Source organism: Clostridium sp. UMB9555A (assembly GCF_030222355.1).
Classification (GTDB): domain Bacteria; phylum Bacillota; class Clostridia; order Clostridiales; family Clostridiaceae; genus Sarcina; species Sarcina perfringens.
The window spans coordinates 60,670-81,928 of the sequence record NZ_JASORQ010000006.1 but is presented as its reverse complement, the minus strand read 5'-3'; the positions used below and the strand labels follow the sequence as shown (position 1 = coordinate 81,928).

The window sequence follows — 21,259 nt, the reverse complement described above, 5'->3', positions numbered from 1 at the left end:
GAATTTTAAAATAATTTTATTTTTAATTAACGTATATTTTAGTTTAAGATTTTTGAAAGGTGGAATAGGGAAATGGTAGAAAGCAGAGTAAGTAGATTAAATAAGAAAAAATCATCTAAGATGTCAGTTCTATATAATATAGTTGGAATTTGCTTTTTAGCTTTAATTTTATTTGTTGGTAGCCAAATGTTTCTTTAAGAATTTACTACTTAGTTGGAGTTTGTTTACATAGATATAAGTTCTGTATAAGGAAATGAAATTTCAATAATGGTTAAGGAAAGGATTTTCTTTATATGGATAAAGTGAGTGTAAATAAAAATTCCAGCTTAAAATATTTAGTATTTTACATAATATGAGATTTAGTTTAGAAAATAGATTTTTTTATTAAGGGATAGTATTTTGAGTTCATATATTTTATGAGATTATTTTTATAGAGATTTTTAGATAAGGAGAGATTGTAGTTAAATGAGTATTTTAATAGTTAAAAATATGAATCATGGCTTTGGAGATAGAGCTATATTTGAAGATGTGTCTTTCAGACTTTTAAAGGGGGAGCACGTTGGACTTATAGGAGCAAATGGAGAAGGTAAATCAACTTTCATGAACATAATTACAGGTAAACTTATGCCAGATGAGGGAGATGTTCAATGGAGTAATAAAGTTAGAGTTGGATACATGGATCAGCATGCTCAGCTTGAAAAAGGTAAAACTATAAGAGAAGTTTTAAGAGAAGCATTTCAATATCTTTTTGATATGGAAGTTGAAATGAATGGTCTTTATGAAAGAATGGGTGAAATGTCAGAGGATGAGATGACTAAAGCCTTAGAAAGAACAGCTACAATTCAAGATATGTTAGATCATAATGGATTTTATATGATAGATGCAAAGGTTGAAGAGGTTGCAGCTGGATTAGGTCTTAGAGATGTTGGATTAGATAAGGATGTTACTGATTTAAGTGGAGGACAAAGAACTAAGGTTTTATTAGCTAAGCTTTTATTAGAAACACCAGATATATTACTTCTAGATGAGCCTACAAACTATCTTGATGAGGAACATATAGCTTGGCTTAAGAACTATTTAATAGGATATGAGAATGCCTTTATATTAATATCACATGATATTCCATTCTTAAATAGTGTAGTAAATGTAATATACCATGTTGAAAATAGAGCCTTGACTAGATACACAGGTGATTATGATAACTTTATGAGAGTATATGAAGCTAACAAGAAGCAATTAGAGGCTGCTTATGAAAGACAACAGGCTGAAATAGCTAAGCTTGAAGATTTCGTTGCTAGAAATAAGGCTAGAGTTGCTACAACAGGTATGGCAAGAGCTAGACAAAAGAAATTAGATAAAATGGATAGAATTGAGCTTGCTGCTGAAAAACCAAAACCAGAGTTTAACTTTAAGCAAGGAAGAACTTCAGGTAAATTAATCTTCGAAGCAAGAGATTTAGTTATAGGATATGATGAGACATTAAGTAAACCACTTAACATAAGAATGGAAAGAGGACAAAAAATAGCCTTAGTTGGAGCTAACGGACTTGGAAAATCAACACTTCTAAAAAGCTTAATGGGATTAATAAAACCAATAAGTGGAGAGGTTGAAACAGGAGACTACCAAAGCATAGGATACTTTGAACAAGAAATAAAAGAAGCAAACTATAATTCATGTATAGAAGAAGTGTGGCAAGAGTTCCCTGGATACACTCAATACGAAGTAAGAAGTGCCCTAGCTAAATGTGGATTAACAACTAAGCACATAGAAAGCTCAGTAGCAGTATTAAGTGGGGGAGAACAAGCTAAGGTAAGACTTTGTAAGCTAATAAACAAAGAAACAAACATACTTATCCTAGACGAGCCAACAAACCACTTAGATGTTGAAGCTAAAGATGAATTAAAGAGAGCATTAAAAGAATATAAAGGAAGCATACTTTTAGTTTGCCATGAACCTGAATTTTATAGAGATGTAGTAACAGATATATGGAATTGCGAAGAATGGACGACTAAGATTGTATAATAAATAATTAAATAAATTAAAGCTATGGTTTAAAATCCATAGCTTTTTATTTTATTTAAAATTATTTCTTTATTATAGCTTATTTTAGTATAACCTTATTTATGTTGTGAGGTATTAATATTAAAAGTATTAATATAAGTTAAATATTAATACTTCTTTATAAGTGTAATATCAAAAGTAGTATTGTTATGTATCTTTATATTCTAAGATATCTCCTGGTTGACAATTTAATTCCTTACAAAGTGCTTCTAAAGTAGAAAATCGTATAGCTTTGGCTTTTCCGTTTTTTAATATAGAAAGATTAGAATTAGTTATGTTAACTTTTTTAGACAAATCTTGTAAAGATATTTTATTTTTAGCCATTACTACATCTAAATTTATCATTATTGCCATAGTAAAAATCTCCTCATCAATTAAATTGTTTGGTCATTTTCATCTTTAATTTCTTTAGCATTGTAAAACAATTCTGAGAATACCAAACATAGAAGCGTTAATGGTATACAGATTATTGAAATTAGAATCATTATAGGAATCATAGTAAAGTCATTGAAAATATTTGTGTTGAATTTTAAAAATAGTGAAGCAAATATAAAGATTAACATTTCACTAAAAACACATATGGCTATTGTTTTTAAACATGTAATACTTTCGTTTGAAAAGGACTTATTTTTAATTACTAACTTGCAAAGTTTATTTAATTTAAATAAGGCTATTATATAAGGTATTGCACATAAATAAATACAAAAAGATACTTTAAAAATTAATGAATGATTTAAAATTCCAAATTCACTTTTGAAAAAAGCAGTACCAATTAATGGCGTTCCTAAAAGAGCAAAGAATGTTAATATTATACCTAATATTAAAATTACGTTTAAAATCTTTGCAGTTAAATGTTCTTTCATTTTGTTACCTCCATGAATTAAATATTATCAAAAAAATAAATAATTAAAAAGCTTAAAAATTAGATTTTTTTAATCTTTTATATAAGATAAATAAAACTTTAGTAAGAAACATGATTATTCCTATGAAGAAGCATATATATCCAATAGGAATTAAAAAGAAAAATGGTTCAATAAGCATTCCATTAGGTGCAATACTTGAACCAGAGATTCCAGATATAATAAAGCAAAATATTCCTAAAATAAATGGTAAAATGTAAATGTATTTTTTCATATAAAGTACTCCTTTTGAATTTGTAAGTTTATAATAGCATACATATAATTAAAAAACAACAATAAATTATCGATAAACGATAAACTATTGTTGTTTTAAAATAATATGGTTGATATAATAGCAAGGCTATTATAAGTACATATATCTAGGGTATTGGAATATATAAAATAAATCAACTTTATAGTATATAATTGCTTACAATACAAAGTAATTAGGTTTATTTTTTGGATAATGTTTGGAGAGTTAAGTAAGAAATCAGATATATAATAATTAAATATAGATGTATATTTACGAATTTACTTGTATCAACTTGAATTTATAATTCAAGTTGATACTTATATTTTAAATTTTATAGAATTTCTAATAAAATAATTTAATTAGAAAATATTTTATTAAATGATATTCTAACTAAAGGAGATATAATTATTAAGTTAAGAGGTACTGCTATAATGAAATTTCTAGCAATACATAGTGGATAAATTTTTAAAGCTGTACTATTAAATCCAACAGCGACAATAGCTCCATACATAGACATGAAAAATACCATTCCTGTAACCATACAAATAGAAACTGCTAATATGATTTTAATTTGTTTTGTATCTTTGGTTGGTTTTACAATTTTGAATGCAATAGTTTTTGCAATTTTACCCACAATAAATATATCTAATACAAGTGCTACAAAAAATCCTGGCCAAAAGTCCTTTAAAAGATTATTAAAGAATTGAGGATGAAATCCTTCATTTAAAAGCATATTATAAATAGTCATACCCAGAACCATACCAAAGCACATCATTAATGTAAAAATAAATTTTTGAAATTTTGTTTCTCCCATAATAAAAATTTCCTCCTATGATAAAATCAAAAAAGTCAACTTAGTTGACTAAGAAAGTATAACAGTAAACATGGATTGTGTCAACTTAGTTGACTGGATGGATATGCTAAATTAAAATATAATAATATATATGGTAAAATATATTATTATATAAAAATAAGGTGAGAAAATGAAGAGAGATTTAAATATAATTGATTTAATAAGTGAAAAACATATTATACTTAGAAGGGGTGTTGAAGAGCGATGGGCAGAGCTTGAAGAAGAGGATATATCACATACAGAAGCACTTCTTCTAGCTAAAATTAATATGGGGAAGATATCTATTGCAGAGGTAGCAAGACAGGCTAACATATCTCGTCAAGCCATGTTTAAGTGTGCTAAAAAATTAGAGGTAAGAGGATACTTAAAATTTGTAGTAAATGAAAGTAATAATAAGTATACAGAGCTTACGGATAAGGGAAAAGATTATTGTAAAAAGAGTACAGAACTGAAAGAACAAATGGAGAGAGAAATAGCAGAGGTTCTAGGGAAAGATAAAGTAGAAGCCCTTAAAGATTTATTAAGTAGGGATTGGAGTATTAAATAATAGATTTAGTATTAATATTTATGAGTTTAGATTATTAATTTAGAAAAAATAAACTCTTACTTGTATTTATATATACAAGTAAGAGTTTTTTATGTTTAGAAGAGAGAAGTATGATATTTATTCAAATAAGCAATTAGGAAGTTTCAGAAATTATCCTGTAGATGAGGTAATAATATTAGTAAGTTAAAAGAATAATTTTTAGTATGTGGAGTTTAGATTAAAATAATTACAAAATAAATTTTTAATCATAGCTCTATTTGGAGGCTATATTTATCTAATATTTAATTATAAATACTTATAGGGATAATATTTAAAATATAATTGATATAGTATAATTTGTATAAAGATATAAATTCAATTCTATTTAATGGGAGACTGTAAGTTTAATTTTAAATAACAAATAAATAAAAGAATATAAAGAATAATAAAGTAAATTTAAGATAAATATTAGGGGGGGCTAGCATATGAGTTTTGATGAGAATTTAATAGAAAAGTATTTAAGAAAATGGCAAGAAAGGCTTAGATTAAAAGATTGGGATATAAAACTTCAATTGATCAATCAAGAATGGAATAAGACTGGTGATATTAAAATTGATATGACAGATAAAAAAGCTATAGTTATGATAAATAATTATAATCCTAAGGAAAATAATTTAGAGCCAGTAATTATACATGAATTACTTAATCTAAAATTATGGGGAATGGATCAGATGATTGAACAATTAATTTATTTAATTTTTGGAAAAGATGAAAATGATCCTAAATTTGATTTTGCGTATACACAATTCATGAATATATTAGAATCTACTGTTGAAGATTTATCTAAAAGTTTTTTAACTTTAGATGGAGAAGATAAAAAAATTTCCTTTGAAAGGGTTCAAAAGCAGGTAGATGATGAGTTGAAAAAATATAAATAAATTTTAATGTTTTATCTTTTAGTGACGGAGTTGTGACGTATTTTTGACGGAGTTGAAACCGGAGTTTTTCTAGTGATACCAATGGTTTTGACGGAAGTGACGGACTTTTTCCTTTTCTGTAGTATACAGAAAAAAATAATAAAATATATAGATAAAAAAATATATAGTATACATGTATACATAGAAATAGAAAAAAGTCCGTCAAAGTCCGTCATAAGTCCTTCTAAGTAAGTTATATCAAGGGTTTAAAGCATGTGACGGATTTATAAAAGTCTGGTACAAGTCTGTCACAATACTTTTAGAGATTAAATTTACATGGTCTAAGCAGTAAAAAAGATTCTATTTATGATAGAATTTTCTTATTAAGAAGAGAATCCTATGAATAATGTAAAATTTATTTTTGAAGATAATTTTATTATTCTTTATTAGGATAAGTTAGAAATATCATAGGAGAGTAATGGGAGTGGTGGCATGAAAAATAATGATTCAAAAATAAGTAATATATGAATGCAAGTAAATTGGATAATATCTATTTACTTGCATTTATTTTGTGTATAAATAATAAATAGATTTAAATATTATTGAAATGAAAATACTAATATGCTAGTATACTAATAAGGGGTTTGAACTTTATTGTCAAAATTAAACTATTCATAAAATATAATGTTCACGTAAAAGTAGTGATACTAATTACATATATGCCTTAAAATAAATAATAGTAGGTGAAATGAATGAGTAATATTTTAGATAACTTTAATAAGCAAAAAGATTTTTTAATTTGTATAGATTCTGATGGATGCGCAATAGATACTATGGATATAAAGCATATAAAGTGCTTTGGGCCATGTATGGTAACAGAATGGAATCTTGAAGAGTGGAAAGAACCTATACTAGAGAGATGGAATGAAGTTAATCTTTATACATTAACTAGAGGAATAAATAGATTCAAGGGGTTAGCTGTAGCGCTTATAGAAATTAATGAAAAATATATAACAATAGAAGGATTAGATGAATTTGTAAGATGGACTGAAGAAACTAAAGAACTTTCAAATGAATCCTTAGAAGTTGAAATAGAAAAAACAAATAATATTTGTTTAAAAAAGGCTTTAGAATGGTCTAAGTCAGTAAACAAATCAATTGATTTATTAAGTGATGATGAAAAATGTCCATTTGAAGGAGTAAAAGAAGCTATTATATTGGCTAAAAAAGTTGCAGATATAGCAATAGTATCATCTGCAAATGAAAAAGCAGTTTTAGATGAGTGGAATAAACATGGTCTTTTAGAAAATGTTGATATAGTTTTAACTCAAAACATTGGATCAAAATCTTATTGTATAAATAAACTTATTGCAAAAGGATATAGTAGAAATAATGTATTAATGGTTGGAGATGCTTTAGGAGATCTTAAGGCAGCTGAAGAGAACGAAGCTTTATATTACCCAATAATGGTTAGAAAAGAAAAAGAATCATGGAGTAGATTTTCTAAAGAGGCTTTAGAAAGATTTACTAGTAATTCTTATTATGGTGAATACCAAGAGAAAGTTATAGCTGAATTTAAAGAAAATTTATCTAAATAAAGCCATTTAACGAGGAGATGGAGTAAGTATGAATGAGTTAGGATTTAGAAGTAAAAAGGTTTTGGGCTTTGGAGAGATAATGTTAAGGCTTACTCCTCCAAATAACCAAAAAATAATACAAGCAAATTCCTTTGAAGCTGTGTATTCAGGTGGAGAAGCAAATGTAATAGCAAGTCTTGCCATATTAGGACATGATACTAAGTTTGTAACTAAACTTCCAGATAATTATCTAGGAAAAAAGGTTATTAGTAAATTTAGAGGTTATAATGTTGATGTAAACGATATTGTGATTGGAGAAGGTAGATTAGGAGTATATTACTCTGAAATTGGACATGGTCTTAGAAGTACTGAAGTTATATATGATAGAAAATATTCTGCAATATCTATGGCCTCAAAGGATGAATTTAATATAGATAATATGCTAAAAGGTGTTGGATTAGTTCATTTATCGGGAATAACTCCAGCTTTAAGTAAGGATTTAAAAATGCTTATAATAGAGATTGCAAAGGAATGCAAAAAGAAAGGGATTTTAGTTTCCTATGATTCAAATTATAGATCAAAATTATGGTCTATAGATGAAGCAAAGGAAGTATTAGAGGAAATATTAAATTATGTAGATTTTGCTTTTTTAGGATCTCTAGATATGATTAATATATTAAAATTTGAGGATAATAGCTTAGATTTTGATGAAAAATTACAATATCATTATGAAATGTTATTTAAAAAATATCCAAACTTAAGATATGCAGCTTGTACTAAAAGGATTGTAAATTCAATTAATAATAATACTTTAAAAGGCTACCTATTTAATGGAAAAGAATTATTAAAATCAAATTCATATACTTTTGATATATTAGATAGAGTTGGTGGTGGAGATGCATTTACAGCAGGAATCTTACATGGAATTTTAAATGAAATGCCAAATGAAAGAGTTGTTGAGTTTGGAACATGTGCTAGTTCATTAAAGCATTCAATAATAGGTGATATAAATATAATTGATGAAGATACTATTAATTCAGTTATAGATAATGGTTTATGCAATGTAAAAAGATAATAAAATCATATACAGTTTTATAATAAAAAAAAGGGTTAAAAATTTATATTTTAGGAGGAATTATATATGTTATATCCAATAATCACAGAATCAAGACAATTAATAGACTTAAGTGGTATATGGAAATTTAAGTTGAATGAAGGAAATGGCTTAACAGAAGAGTTAAGTAAAGCTCCATTAAAGGATACTATAGAGATGGCTGTACCATCATCATATAATGATTTAGTAGAAAGTCAAGAAGTAAGAGATCATGTTGGATGGGTATGGTATGAAAGAAATTTTACTATTCCTAAAACATTACTTAATGAAAGAATAGTATTAAGATTTGGTTCAGCAACACATGAAGCAAAGGTATATTTAAATGGAGAATTATTAGTTGAACATAAGGGAGGATTTACTCCTTTTGAGGCTGAAATAAATAATTTATTAGTATCAGGGGATAATAGATTAACTGTAGCAGTTAATAATATAATTGATGAAACTACTTTACCAGTAGGATTAGTAAAAGAAGTTGAAGTGGATGGAAAAAAGGTTATAAAAAATTCAGTTAACTTTGATTTCTTTAATTATGCAGGGATACATAGACCAGTTAAAATATATACAACACCAAAGAGTTATGTAGAAGACATAACTATTGTTACAGATTTTAAAGAAAACAATGGATATGTTAATTATGAAGTACAAGCTGTAGGTAAATGTAATATTAAAGTAACTATAATTGATGAAGAAAATAATATAGTTGCAGAAGGAGAAGGTGAGTCAGGAAAGCTTACTATAAATAATGTACATTTATGGGAGCCTATGAATGCATATCTTTATAAGTTAAAAGTAGAATTATTAGATGATGAAGAGATTATTGATACTTATTTTGAAGAATTCGGAGTAAGAACTGTTGAAGTAAAAGATGGTAAATTCTTAATAAATAATAAACCTTTTTACTTTAAGGGCTTTGGTAAACATGAGGATTCTTATGTTAATGGAAGAGGAATAAATGAAGCTATCAATATAAAAGACTTTAACTTAATGAAGTGGATTGGAGCAAATTCTTTCAGAACATCTCATTATCCATATTCTGAAGAAATAATGAGACTTGCAGATAGAGAAGGTATAGTTGTAATTGATGAAACGCCAGCTGTTGGATTACATTTAAACTTTATGGCAACAGGATTTGGTGGTGATGCTACTAAAAGAGATACATGGAAAGAAATTGGTACTAAAGAAGCTCATGAAAGAATTTTAAGAGAATTAGTTTCTAGAGATAAGAATCATCCATGTGTTGTAATGTGGTCTGTAGCAAATGAGCCAGACTCAGATTCAGAAGGAGCAAAAGAATATTTTGAACCATTAATAAAATTAACTAAAGAATTAGATCCACAAAAAAGACCTGTTACTGTAGTTACTTATTTAATGTCTACACCAGATAGATGTAAGGTTGGAGACATAGTAGATGTATTATGTTTAAATAGATATTATGGATGGTATGTAGCTGGAGGCGATTTAGAGGAAGCTAAGAGAATGTTAGAGGATGAATTAAAAGGATGGGAAGAGAGATGTCCTAATACTCCTATAATGTTTACTGAATATGGAGCAGATACTGTTGCAGGGCTTCATGACACAGTTCCAGTTATGTTTACTGAAGAATATCAAGTAGAATATTATAAGGCAAATCATGAAGTTATGGATAAGTGTAAAAACTTTGTTGGTGAACAAGTATGGAATTTTGCTGATTTTGCTACAAGCCAAGGAATTATAAGAGTTCAAGGAAATAAAAAAGGTATATTTACTAGAGAAAGAAAGCCTAAAATGATAGCTCATTCTTTACGTGAAAGATGGACAAATATACCAGAATTTGGCTACAAAAAATAAAATTTTATTAGTTTTTATTTTAAAATTAGGTATGCATTGTGTACCTAATTTTTCTTATGTTATAATGGCATATACTAGTGTACTAGATTTTAAGGTTTAAAATTAAGTTTTTAGATAAATATAAGGGGAGGAATTTTAAGATGATTCTTTATGAAAAATTGGATAAGGAAACTTGTAAAGAGTATGTTTATAGAGTATTAAAAGATAATATTATGTCTTTAGAGTTAAGTCCAGGTGAGATATTAAGTGAATCGGATTTGTCAAAAAAATTAAATGTATCAAGAACACCTATAAGAGAAGTATTAATAAAGCTTAAGGCTGAAAAATTAATAGAGGTTAAGCCACAAGCTGGTACCTATGTTTCTCCAATAGATTGGAATTTAATAGAAGAGGCTATCTTTATTAGATATAATCTAGAAAAAGAAGCGCTAAGAGAAGCTTGTGAAAATTTCTCTGAAGATATATTAATTGAAATGGAAAAATGTTTATTTGCTCAAAAGTTAGTTGCACAAAAGGGCAATAATTTATTAGAGTTTCATAATTTAGATAAAGAATTCCATAAGTTTTTATTTGTTGGGATAAATAAATCTAATGTATGGGAATCTATCTGTAATATAAGTACTCATTATAATAGAATGAGATTATTGGCAGAAATAAAATTAAATAAAGAATTTTTAGTAGATCAACATATAACGTATTTAGATATTATAAAAAGTAAAGATAGTAATATTATCGATGAAGTTGTATCAAAGCATATAAAAGCGCCAGTTGAACAGTGGAAGAAACTAATAAAAGAAGAACCTGAAATAGCTAATCTTATAATATGGTAAGAAATATTCTAAAGCATTTATAAAATAGAAATAAACAATAAAATCATAAGTCATAACATGGTTAAAAGTCATATAATATTAAATTTAATATTATGTGACTTTTTTATTATAAAAAAAATTTAAATGTTTTCAAAAAAGCTGTTGTAATTCATATATTAATATGCTAGTATACAAGTATAGTATTGCAAGGAGGAATGGAAAATGAAATTACCGTTTAATATTGATTTAAAAGATAAGGTTTGTGTTGTAACAGGTGGAACAGGGGTTATATGTGGAGCAATGGCAGACGCACTTGCAGAATGTGGAGCGAAAGTCGCAATTTTAGCATTAGGACAAGAAGCTTGTGATAATAAAGCTAGAGAGATAAATGAAAAGGGCGGCACAGCAATAGGAATTGAAACTAATGTTTTAGATAAAGAAAATCTAAAAAAAGCTCATGAAATAATTCTTAAAGAGTTTGGAACAGTTGATATATTAATAAATGGAGCTGGAGGAAATCATCCAAAAGGAACTACAACTAAAGAATACTTAGAAGTAGAAGATTTAGAAAATGAAGACATAACAACATTCTTTGATTTAGATGCAAAGGGAGTAGAATTTGTATTTAACTTAAATTTCTTAGGAACATTACTTCCATCACAAGAGTTTAGTAAAGATATGATTAATAAAGAAGGTGCAACAATCATTAATATTTCATCAATGAATGCATTTACACCACTTACTAAAATACCTGCATATTCAGGAGCAAAGGCTGCAGTAAGTAATTTTACTCAATGGCTTGCGGTACATATGTCTAAAGTTGGAATAAGAGTTAATGCTATAGCACCAGGGTTCTTCGTAACAGCTCAAAATGAAAAATTATTATTTAATGAAGATGGAACACCAACACCAAGAACAGAAAAGATATTAAATAGTACTCCTATGAGAAGATTCGGAGAAGCTAGTGAATTAATAGGAACATTATTATACTTAGTATCAGAAGAAGCATCAGGATTTGTAAATGGAGTAGTTATTCCAGTTGATGGAGCATTTTCAGCTTACTCAGGAGTATAGGAGGAAAAGAAGTAATGATTTTAGATGAATTAAAAGCAAGTGGAATTGTAGCTGTAGTTAGAGGGAAAAGTCATGAAGAAGCTAGAGGATACATGGAAGCTTGTTTAAAAGGTGGAATTAAATCATTAGAACTTACTTATACAATACCAAATGTATGTGAGCTTATTAAAGAATATAGCTCACATGCAGAAGCATTAATTGGAGTAGGAAGTGTTTTAAATGGTAAAATGGCTTCCGATGCTATTGAAGCTGGGGCAAAGTATGTTGTAAGTCCAGGATATAGTGAAGAAGTTAATAAGGTATGCAAAGAAATGAATGTTCCTTATTTACCGGGATGTATGACAGTAAGTGAAATAATGAAAGCTATGGATGCAGGAAATAAAATGATTAAATTATTTCCAGGAGATGTTTTTGGTGCAAAATATGTAAAAGCAATAAAGGCACCTATTCCAAATGTTGAAATAATGCCAACTGGTGGAGTTTCAGTAGATAATATTGAAGAGTGGTTTGCGAATGGAGTTTCTTGCGTTGGAGTTGGAAGTTCATTAATAAAAGGATCACTTGAGGATATAGAAAACACAGCTAAAGCTTTCATGAAAAAGATGGAGAAAATTCGTTGTTAAAATTTTTTGAATAAATTTGTATACTAGTATTTCAAAGAATGCTAATAAGGTTAAGAAATAAAGGTTTATTTATTAAGGGGAGGAAAAATCATGGAAATGACGTTCAGATGGTATGGTAAAGATGATCCAGTTAAACTTGAATACATCAAACAAATACCAGGAATGAAGGGAATAGTTACGGCTATATATGATATTCCAGTTGGAGAAGTATGGCCGTTAGAAAGAATTTTAGAATTAAAAAAAGAAATAGAAAGTCATGGGTTAAAGCTTTCAGTAATAGAAAGTGTACCAGTACATGAAGATATAAAACTTGGTTTACCAACAAGAGATAGATATATTGACAACTATATACAAACAATTAGAAATTTAGCAGAAGCTGGTGTAGATACAATATGCTATAACTTTATGCCGGTATTTGATTGGACAAGATCTGATTTAAATTATAAGTTAGAAGATGGCTCAACATGCTTAATTTATGATGAAGAACAAGTTAAGAAGATGGATCCAGCTTTAGGAGAATTAGAGTTACCAGGTTGGGATACTTCTTATGGAGAAGGTGGACTTAAAGGTTTATTAGAACAATATAAAGATATAGACGAAGAAATACTATGGAGCAATTTAAATTACTTTATACAAAGAATAATGAAAGTTGCTGACGAAGTAAGAATGAAAATGGCAATACATCCGGATGATCCACCATGGGGAATATTTGGATTACCAAGAATAATAACTAACTTTGATAATTTAAAGAGATTTATAGATTTATATGATAGTCCATATCACGGAATAACTTTATGTACAGGCTCTTTAGGATGTACAAAGGTAAATGACATGGTTCAAATGATTAATTATTTCGGTAAGGAAAGAAATAGAATACATTTTGCTCATCTTAGAAATGTTAAGATAACTGGAGATAGTAGCTTTAATGAAGTTGCTCATTTATCAGAAGCAGGATCATTAGATTTCTATGAAATAGTAAAAGCATACTGTGATTATGATTTTGCAGGTCCATACAGACCAGACCACGGAAGAATGATATGGGGAGAGACAGGTAGACCTGGATATGGTTTATATGATAGAGCTTTAGGTGCAGTGTATATAAATGGATTAATTGAGGCAATTAAAAAGAATAAGAAAAATTAATAAAATTAATTTATAAGGGGATAATGAAATGAAGAAATTTATGGATAAAGACTTTTTACTAGAAAATGAAGTAGCAAAGGTTTTATACCATAATTATGCTTCAAAGGTGCCAGTGTTTGATTATCACTGTCACCTAGTTCCTATGGAAATAGCCACAAATCATAAATTTAAAAATTTAACTGAAATGTGGCTATACCATGACCACTATAAGTGGAGGGCCATGAGAAGCTTTGGTATAGATGAAGAATACATAACAGGAAATGCAAGTGATTATGATAAATTTTATCAGTTTGCAAAAATGATGCCATATTTAATTGGAAATCCTATTTATCATTGGTCTCATTTAGAGCTTAAAAGATTCTTTGGAGTAGAAGAAACATTAAGTGAAAAAACAGCTAGTACTATATGGGAAAAATGTAATAAAGTCATAGAAAATAATAATTTAACTGCAAAGAAATTAATTGAAATGGCTAATGTAGTTTATATTGGAACTACTGATGATCCTATAGATGACCTAAGATATCATAAGCAATTAAAAGAAGATAGCAACTTTAAATGTTCTGTTAATCCAAGTTTTAGACCTGAAAAGGCAATGAAGATACAAAATGAAGGATTTAAAGAGTATATAGGTAAGTTAGCTGAAGTAAGTAATGTTGAAATTAAATCTTTTGATGACTTAAAGAAAGCCTTAGAAATAAGATTAGATTACTTCTATGAAAATGGATGTATGATTACAGACCATAGTTTAGAGAGAGTTGTTTTTTATACATTTTCATGTGAAGAAATTAACAAAATATTCATTAAAGCATTAAATGGGGAAAATATAAATAATGAAGAAGCATCAAAATATTCAGTAGCTTTATTAATATCACTTGGAAAAATGTATGCCGAAAGAAATATGGTAATGCAATTACATATAGGTGCATTAAGAAATAATAACACAAGAATGTTTAATAGAATTGGTGCAGATGCTGGTTTTGATAGTATTGATGATGGAGAAATAGCATATTCACTTTCAAGAATACTAGATGAATTAGATAAGGAAGATAAACTTCCAAAAACTATTTTATATTGCCTAAATCCAAAGGATAATGAAGTACTTGGTACTATGATTGGTAATTTCCAAGGTGGAAATATAGCAGGAAAGATACAATTTGGATCAGGCTGGTGGTTTAATGATCAAAAGGATGGTATGGAAAGACAAATGATGGCATTATCACAACTTGGCCTTATAAGTCAATTTGTTGGTATGGTAACTGATTCAAGAAGCTTTTTATCTTATACAAGACACGAGTATTTTAGAAGAATATTATGTAATTACTTAGGCAATTTAGTTGAGTCAGGACAATATCCTTATGACGAAGAAATCCTAGGTGAAATTGTTCAAAATATTTGCTATAAAAATTCAGCTAAGTATTTTAAAAGATAATAATTGATATAGGATGGAAATATTACTTAATTAAAATTTCCATTCTATATGGGTATTATAAGAGTTTAAATATAAATTTATTAAATGATGAAAAATATTCTGGGAGGATAAACAATTATGGTTCTTGATTTAATAAGTAAAAAAGAAGAACAAGTGAAATCGTTTAACATGGGCGATAAGATTGGATATGCATTTGGAGATTTTGGATGTGCAACATTCTTTGCTTTTGTAAGTAGTTATTTAATGGTATTTTACACAGATGTATTAGGGATTAGTGCAGCAGCGGTTGGTACACTATTTATAGTAGCTAGATTTTGGGATGCCATTAATGATCCTATAATGGGAGTACTTTTAGATAAGGCAGAAGCCACTAGACATGGTAAGTTTAGACCTTATGTTGTTAGATTTGGAGTGCCAATGGTTATTGTTGGAATACTGGCTTTTACAGCAATACCAGGATTACCAGATAATATGAAATTACCATATGCATATGTAACATATATTTTATATGGTATGTTATATACTGCTGTTAATATACCTTATGGATCATTAGCTTCAGTAATGACTAATGATTCTAATGAAAGAACTGCATTATCAACTTTTAGAAATCTTGGATCTATGTTAGCTAATGTATTAGTAATGATATTAGTTCCTAAGATAATCTTTAATGCACAAGGTGAAGTTACAGCAGAAGGATTTATAACTTGTGCTGTAATACTAGCAATTATTTCAACTGTTTCATTTTTCTTTAATTTTAGATTAACTAGAGAAAGAATAGTACACAAAGCAAGTAATAGTAAAAAAGGTATTGGACAAACAATTGCATTATTATTTAAAAATAGAGCTTTTTTAGGAGTTGCAATAGCTTCATTTTTAATGTTAGGTGGTTCATTTACATTAAATAGTTTAAATGTATATATATTTAAGGATTATTTTAAAGAGCCTGGTCTTACAGCTTTTGGTGGAATGATTGGTATGTTAGCATCTATAATTGTTATACCATTTGCTGGAGCAATAGTTAGAAAATTAGGAAAGAAAGAGTCAGCAATATTAGGATCAGCTTTTGCAGCTTGTATGTATACAGTAATGTTATTTATACCTAATTTATCAGTAATGATATTCCTTGTATTATCATTCTTAGCAGGACTAGGATCAGGATTAGTAAATACAATAATTTGGGCATTAGTTTCAGATGCTATTGATTATCAAGAGTACACTACAGGTGAAAGAAATGAAGGTACAGTTTATTCTTCATATTCATTAGCTAGAAAGTTAGGTCAAGTTATATCTGGTGGTATGGGAGGATTTGCCTTATCTTTATTAGGATATCAATCAGGAGCTACAGTACAAGCGGAAAGTATTGGTATTGGTATCAAAAATATAGGAATTGGAATGGCTGCCGGAGGATTTATATTAACTACAGTAATTTTAGTATTTGTATATAATCTTTCTAAGAAAAAAGTAGATGAAATGAATAAAGTATTAGAAGAAAGAAGAGAAGCTTAATAAAATAAAAACATCCAATAAGTATGTGGGTACTTAGAAATTTTGAGGATAAAAGGAGAAAGGCAAATGGTAAATTTAAAAGTAAAGCCATATAATCTAGATGAAGAATCTATAAAATGGGTAGAAGATACAATAAAAAATATGTCTATAGAAGAAAAAATAGGACAACTATTTGTAAACATGGGAGCAAGCCGTGATGAAGAATATTTAAAAAGTGTTTTAGATAATTATCATATTGGAGCTGTTCGTTATAATCCAGGTAAGGCTGAAGAAGTATATGAACAAAATAGAATACTACAAGAAAATTCTAAAATTCCACTATTAATAGCAGCTAATACAGAAATGGGTGGAAATGGAGCTTGTACAGATGGAACATATGTTGGTAATGAGGTTAAAATTGCTGCTACTCAAGATCCACACTATGCTTATGAGTTAGGAAGAATATCAGGAATTGAAGCATCTGCTATAGGATGTAACTGGAGTTTTGCTCCAATTGTTGACATAAATAGAAACTGGAGAAATCCAATAATATCTACTAGAACTTGGTCTGCAGATGCCGATCAAACTTTAGAGTTATCTTTAGAATATATGAGAGGTATAATGGAATCTGGAATTTTACCAGCTGCTAAGCATTTCCCAGGGGATGGTATAGATGAAAGAGATCAGCATTTATCATTTGCTCCAAATACTTTATCAGTTGAAGAGTGGAGTGCTACTTTCGGAAAAGTATACTCTGGATTAATTGAAGCTGGTCTTCCATCAATAATGGCTGGACATATTGCTTTGCCTGAATATGTAAAATATTTTAATCCAGATGCTACAATTAAAGAAATGAATATGCCTGCAACTTTAAGTAAATATATATTAACAGATTTATTAAAAGGTCAAATGGGATTCAATGGATTGGTTGTAACTGATGCATCTCACATGGTTGCTATGACTTCAGCTATGAAGCGTAAAGATATGTTACCAACTGCAATTGCAGCAGGTAGTGACTTATTCTTATTCTTTAATGATCCAGATGAAGATTTTCAATGGATGATGGAAGGATACAAGAATGGAGTTATAACTGAAGAAAGACTTCATGATGCATTAACTAGAATATTAGGATTAAAGGCATCTTTAGGACTTCATAAGAAAGCTAAGACTGAAATATTACAACCAAAAGAAGAAGCTATGGCTAAGATTGGTTTAGAAGAAAATAAAAAGGCTGCTTTAGAAATAGCAGATAAGGGAATAACTTTAGTTAAGAATAATGAAGAAATATTCCCAATTTCACCAGATAAGACTAAAAGGGTATTACTTGTAAAGGTTAAAGGTTTCGAAGGTGGATTTGGTAAATTCTTAGCTCTTATGCAAGGAGCTCAAAAGGGTCCTGTAGATATAATGAAAGAATTATTAGAACAGGAAGGATTCCAAGTAGAAATATATGAATCACCAGTAGATAAGATCATGAAGTTACCAAAAGAAGAGATGGGTGCTGCTATTGGAAATATTTATGCTGGCAAGCGTCCAATAGCTGAATTAACTTCAAAATATGATTTAATTATAAATTTAGCTGATGTAGGGGCAAGTGTTGATCAACGTCTTCAATGGCCACCAAGTAAAGGTACACCAGATATTCCATTCTATGTTAATGAAATACCTACTATCTTTATATCTTTACAATGCCCATTCCATTTAGCTGATGTTCCACAAGTTAAAACTTATATAAATGCTTATGATTCTAAAGAATTTAATATTAAAGCTTTAGTTGATAAAATGATGGGACGTTCAGAATTTAAAGGAGTAAGTTCAGTAGATGCTTTCTGCGGACTTAAAGATACTAGATATTAATAAAATAATGTTACTATAAAAACACCAAACAATTAAAATATTATAACTAAAAATCAACAATAAAAAAGGCATTTTCTTAATGATTTAAGAAAATGCTTTTTTGTTATAAATTGTATAATTAATTGTAACATATAAAAAGGAAAAAATAGCATGTGGATTTGTGATTATGTTCCAGTGGAATATATAAAAGAATTAAATTTAACTTAAAAAATATATACAAAGTTTAGGATGAAAAAGTGTAAAATAAGTTTAAAAATAATCAGTAGCTGTATAAATGAAAAATATAAAAAAATGAATTGAATTTTAATAAAATGAAAAATAAAGTTGATAAAAAATATTATTTTTTTAATAAAATTCAAATATATTTAATAGTTTGTTTGTTAAAAAATTTATATATATTTTGACAGTTTTTCAAAAATACTGTAGTATACAAATCGAAAATTAAATTTTTAAAAACAAGGGAATTTTAATAAATAATTAGTGAATAATTAAAATGTTATAGAAACGTTGATGTATATTCTGTATCTGGGCATCTGGGATATACTGAGTTAGTGATGCAACCGACTATATTTATAAAAAGTTATAAATATAGTCGGTTTTTTATTTTCCATTTTTTAAGAGAGGAGGGCTTATTTTATGAAAAATAGCAAAAAGTGTTGTATATTTACAACTTGGTCAATTATTATTTCTATGATGCTGATTATTATGTCACCTGGTATTATTGCTTTAGGGGAAGAATCAAAATCAATTCAAAATGATGGTGCTGTTGAAATTACAAGTGCTACTTTTGAAAGCAATACTGTAGCTAAAGATATAAGCAATAATTTAAGAATTGATTATAAAATTTTGAATAAAGATAAGCTTAAAAATGGTGATAAAATTATTATCAGTTTACCAGATATATTCAAAGACATAGAACCTAAATGTCCTGAGCAACATTTTAAAGATTTTGATGTTAAGGATGGAGTGGTAACTTTAACCTTTAATGAAAATGTAGAAAAAGCCGTAACAGGATATATGATTATAAGATTTGTAGGAAATAGCAATATTAGAAAGGGAGTAAGTTACCCAGTTAGTATTGATTTAAATGGGAATCCAAAGACTATTTATATAACAGGAGAAGAGTATTCACATCCTAGTTCTGGGGGTCAATATCCACTTATGTATAAAACTGCTAACTTGCCAACAGCTGCTACAGATAATGGACAAGGAAAGGAATATTACGGAGAAATAGTTAATAGAAATGAGCCGATACAATATTATGTAGAGGTAAATTTAGGTGATGGTATAAATCCAAATACAAGAAGTTATTTGAGAAATGCTGATTTTGTTGATAATATCCCAAAAGGAATGGCTTTAGATGTAAATAGTATATCCATAAAAAGAATGGGATATCATGATGAAAGAAGTAAAGATGTTACAAAAGATTTTTGGGAGAGTAATAGAATAAAAGCTGATACCAAACATTTAGAAATAAGTTTTGGAGACATAAAATATGAACGTTACTCAATTAGCTATCAGACGAGAATTACTTCTACTGAAAGTGGATATTTAAATGATGCTAACTTACATTATGATGGTGATAAAGATTTGCCTTCAAAACATTACTCAAAATTATCAAAAGATGCAGGTGCTTTAAATGCTTATAAATATGTAGATAAAACAAAAGTAAAAAATGATCCTAATGATCAAAAAATTAAATATCAAATTAAGTTTGATTCTTATGGATACTTTTTAAAAGATACTTTAAATATTTTTGATAAATTAGATTCTAGATTAAGTGATATTAAAATTACAGCTACGGATCAATTTATAACTGATTTTGATGAAAATACAAAAGAGCTAGTTATTAAAAATAGTAATGGAAATATAGATGCTAAAAAGCCAGCATATATCACCATAGAAGCAAGTATGAAAGATGTAAGTCCAGGGGATGAAGTTAAAAATATTGCATATATAAATGGAAATCCAACCAATGAAGTTTCAACTAAAAAAAATCCTTTAGTAGAAATAATTAAGGTTTCTAAAGATGATACAGAATCAAATTTACTTGAAGGAGCAGTTTTCAAACTAACAACTAAAGATGGTAAAGCTGTTAAGGATGTGTACAACCAAGAAATTAAAACGTTTACATCTGGTTCTGAAGGGCCAATAAGATTTGAATTACCTAATGGAGATTATAAATTAGAAGAAATAAAGGCTCCTAAGGGGTATAAACTTGATAAAACTCCTATTGAATTTACTGTAAATGATGAAAGTAAGATTGTTAAGGTGGTGGCTAAGGATGATCCTCTACCAACTACTTGCAACTTAGTTATAAACAAAATAAATGAAAAGGAAATTCCTATTTTAGGAGCTAAATTTAAATTGTTTGAAGAGAGGAATCAAAAAAAAGTTTTAAAATTTAGTTCTCAGAAAAATAATTATGAATTAGATCCAAATGGAATTGGGAAATTAACACCTTTAGGGAAAAATGCATCTTTTAAAATTAACAATTTACCTTATGGCAATTACATATTAAAAGAAGTACAGGCTCCTAAGGGATATAAATTAAGTGACGATATTTATATAACTCTAAATTCTGAAGAAAGTTTTTATAGAGTTGGAAAAGAAGGAGAAAAAATAAATTTAAATAAAAACGCAGAAACAGATACATACGATATTTCAGTTAAAAATATTCCAAGAATAATATTACCTGAAACAGGTGGCAGTGGAACTTTTAAGTTTTCATTCATTGGAATTACATTGCTAGCAGGTGTATTAAGCTTGTTATTTACTACAAAATTTATTTTAAGAGAAAGGAAGAATTAAT

General features: G+C 28.1%; 19 protein-coding genes and 1 riboswitch. Of the genes, 15 read left to right on the top strand and 4 right to left on the bottom strand.

Annotation, left to right across the window (positions count from 1 at the left end):
• Window positions 1–72 precede the first annotated feature (72 nt).
• Both QP548_RS13985 and QP548_RS13980 read left to right on the top strand, forming a co-directional pair.
• Window positions 73–198, top strand: coding sequence for a hypothetical protein (locus QP548_RS13985; protein WP_003448566.1), 126 nt, complete (start codon window positions 73–75; stop codon window positions 196–198).
• A gap of 267 nt (window positions 199–465) precedes the next feature.
• Window positions 466–2,022, top strand: a complete 1,557-nt coding sequence (locus tag QP548_RS13980; protein WP_061426116.1) for an ABC-F family ATP-binding cassette domain-containing protein — start codon at window positions 466–468, stop codon at window positions 2,020–2,022.
• A 186-nt stretch (window positions 2,023–2,208) separates the two neighbouring features.
• Here QP548_RS13980 and QP548_RS13975 read toward each other — a convergent pair whose 3' ends face one another.
• The 4 genes from QP548_RS13975 to QP548_RS13960 form a co-directional block, all read right to left on the bottom strand.
• The gene (locus tag QP548_RS13975; protein WP_061426117.1) at window positions 2,209–2,415 is read right to left on the bottom strand and encodes a helix-turn-helix domain-containing protein; all 207 of its coding nucleotides are present in this window, start codon (window positions 2,413–2,415) and stop codon (window positions 2,209–2,211) included.
• A gap of 20 nt (window positions 2,416–2,435) precedes the next feature.
• On the bottom strand, window positions 2,436–2,924 hold the full coding sequence (locus tag QP548_RS13970) for a DUF2975 domain-containing protein (protein ID WP_061426118.1): 489 nt from the start codon (window positions 2,922–2,924) through the stop codon (window positions 2,436–2,438).
• A 52-nt stretch (window positions 2,925–2,976) separates the two neighbouring features.
• On the bottom strand, window positions 2,977–3,195 hold the full coding sequence (locus tag QP548_RS13965) for a DUF3955 domain-containing protein (RefSeq protein ID WP_043013051.1): 219 nt from the start codon (window positions 3,193–3,195) through the stop codon (window positions 2,977–2,979).
• Window positions 3,196–3,568: 373 nt separating this feature from the next.
• A complete protein-coding gene (locus tag QP548_RS13960; RefSeq protein ID WP_061426119.1) occupies window positions 3,569–4,027 on the bottom strand; it encodes a DUF2798 domain-containing protein in 459 nt (152 codons plus the stop codon).
• Window positions 4,028–4,196: 169 nt separating this feature from the next.
• Here QP548_RS13960 and QP548_RS13955 point away from each other — a divergent pair, with 169 nt between their 5' ends.
• The 13 genes from QP548_RS13955 (at window position 4,197) to QP548_RS13895 (ending at window position 21,258) form a co-directional block, all read left to right on the top strand.
• Window positions 4,197–4,613, top strand: coding sequence for a MarR family winged helix-turn-helix transcriptional regulator (locus QP548_RS13955; protein ID WP_060669444.1), 417 nt, complete (start codon window positions 4,197–4,199; stop codon window positions 4,611–4,613).
• A gap of 464 nt (window positions 4,614–5,077) precedes the next feature.
• Window positions 5,078–5,530 (top strand): hypothetical protein, encoded by a 453-nt coding sequence (locus tag QP548_RS13950; RefSeq protein ID WP_061426120.1) that lies wholly within the window; start codon window positions 5,078–5,080, stop codon window positions 5,528–5,530.
• Window positions 5,531–6,261: 731 nt separating this feature from the next.
• Window positions 6,262–7,107 (top strand): HAD family hydrolase, encoded by an 846-nt coding sequence (locus QP548_RS13945; RefSeq protein ID WP_057258231.1) that lies wholly within the window; start codon window positions 6,262–6,264, stop codon window positions 7,105–7,107.
• 28 nt (window positions 7,108–7,135) lie between these two features.
• On the top strand, window positions 7,136–8,161 hold the full coding sequence (locus QP548_RS13940) for a sugar kinase (RefSeq protein ID WP_003452612.1): 1,026 nt from the start codon (window positions 7,136–7,138) through the stop codon (window positions 8,159–8,161).
• A gap of 66 nt (window positions 8,162–8,227) precedes the next feature.
• Window positions 8,228–10,027 carry a beta-glucuronidase gene (gene uidA, locus QP548_RS13935; RefSeq protein ID WP_061426121.1) on the top strand — a complete coding sequence of 600 codons (1,800 nt, stop codon included), beginning with the start codon at window positions 8,228–8,230 and terminating at the stop codon, window positions 10,025–10,027.
• Between the two features lie 140 nt (window positions 10,028–10,167).
• Complete coding sequence (locus tag QP548_RS13930) at window positions 10,168–10,857, top strand: GntR family transcriptional regulator (protein WP_061426122.1); 690 nt, start codon at window positions 10,168–10,170, stop codon at window positions 10,855–10,857.
• A gap of 201 nt (window positions 10,858–11,058) precedes the next feature.
• Window positions 11,059–11,910, top strand: coding sequence for an SDR family oxidoreductase (locus tag QP548_RS13925; protein WP_003452601.1), 852 nt, complete (start codon window positions 11,059–11,061; stop codon window positions 11,908–11,910).
• Window positions 11,911–11,924: 14 nt separating this feature from the next.
• Complete coding sequence (locus QP548_RS13920; protein ID WP_061426123.1) at window positions 11,925–12,533, top strand: bifunctional 4-hydroxy-2-oxoglutarate aldolase/2-dehydro-3-deoxy-phosphogluconate aldolase; 609 nt, start codon at window positions 11,925–11,927, stop codon at window positions 12,531–12,533.
• 90 nt (window positions 12,534–12,623) lie between these two features.
• On the top strand, window positions 12,624–13,676 hold the full coding sequence (gene uxuA, locus QP548_RS13915) for a mannonate dehydratase (RefSeq protein ID WP_003452650.1): 1,053 nt from the start codon (window positions 12,624–12,626) through the stop codon (window positions 13,674–13,676).
• Window positions 13,677–13,704: 28 nt separating this feature from the next.
• Entirely contained in the window at window positions 13,705–15,105 is a 1,401-nt protein-coding gene (uxaC, locus tag QP548_RS13910) for a glucuronate isomerase (protein WP_061426124.1), read from the top strand.
• Between the two features lie 117 nt (window positions 15,106–15,222).
• Window positions 15,223–16,611: an MFS transporter gene (locus tag QP548_RS13905; protein WP_061426125.1), complete on the top strand. Its 1,389-nt coding sequence runs from the start codon at window positions 15,223–15,225 to the stop codon at window positions 16,609–16,611.
• A gap of 66 nt (window positions 16,612–16,677) precedes the next feature.
• Window positions 16,678–18,447: a glycoside hydrolase family 3 protein gene (locus QP548_RS13900; RefSeq protein WP_061426126.1), complete on the top strand. Its 1,770-nt coding sequence runs from the start codon at window positions 16,678–16,680 to the stop codon at window positions 18,445–18,447.
• A gap of 491 nt (window positions 18,448–18,938) precedes the next feature.
• Window positions 18,939–19,022: riboswitch (cyclic di-GMP riboswitch) on the top strand.
• A 61-nt stretch (window positions 19,023–19,083) separates the two neighbouring features.
• Window positions 19,084–21,258 (top strand): SpaA isopeptide-forming pilin-related protein, encoded by a 2,175-nt coding sequence (locus QP548_RS13895; RefSeq protein ID WP_061426127.1) that lies wholly within the window; start codon window positions 19,084–19,086, stop codon window positions 21,256–21,258.
• Window position 21,259: the final 1 nt, after the last annotated feature.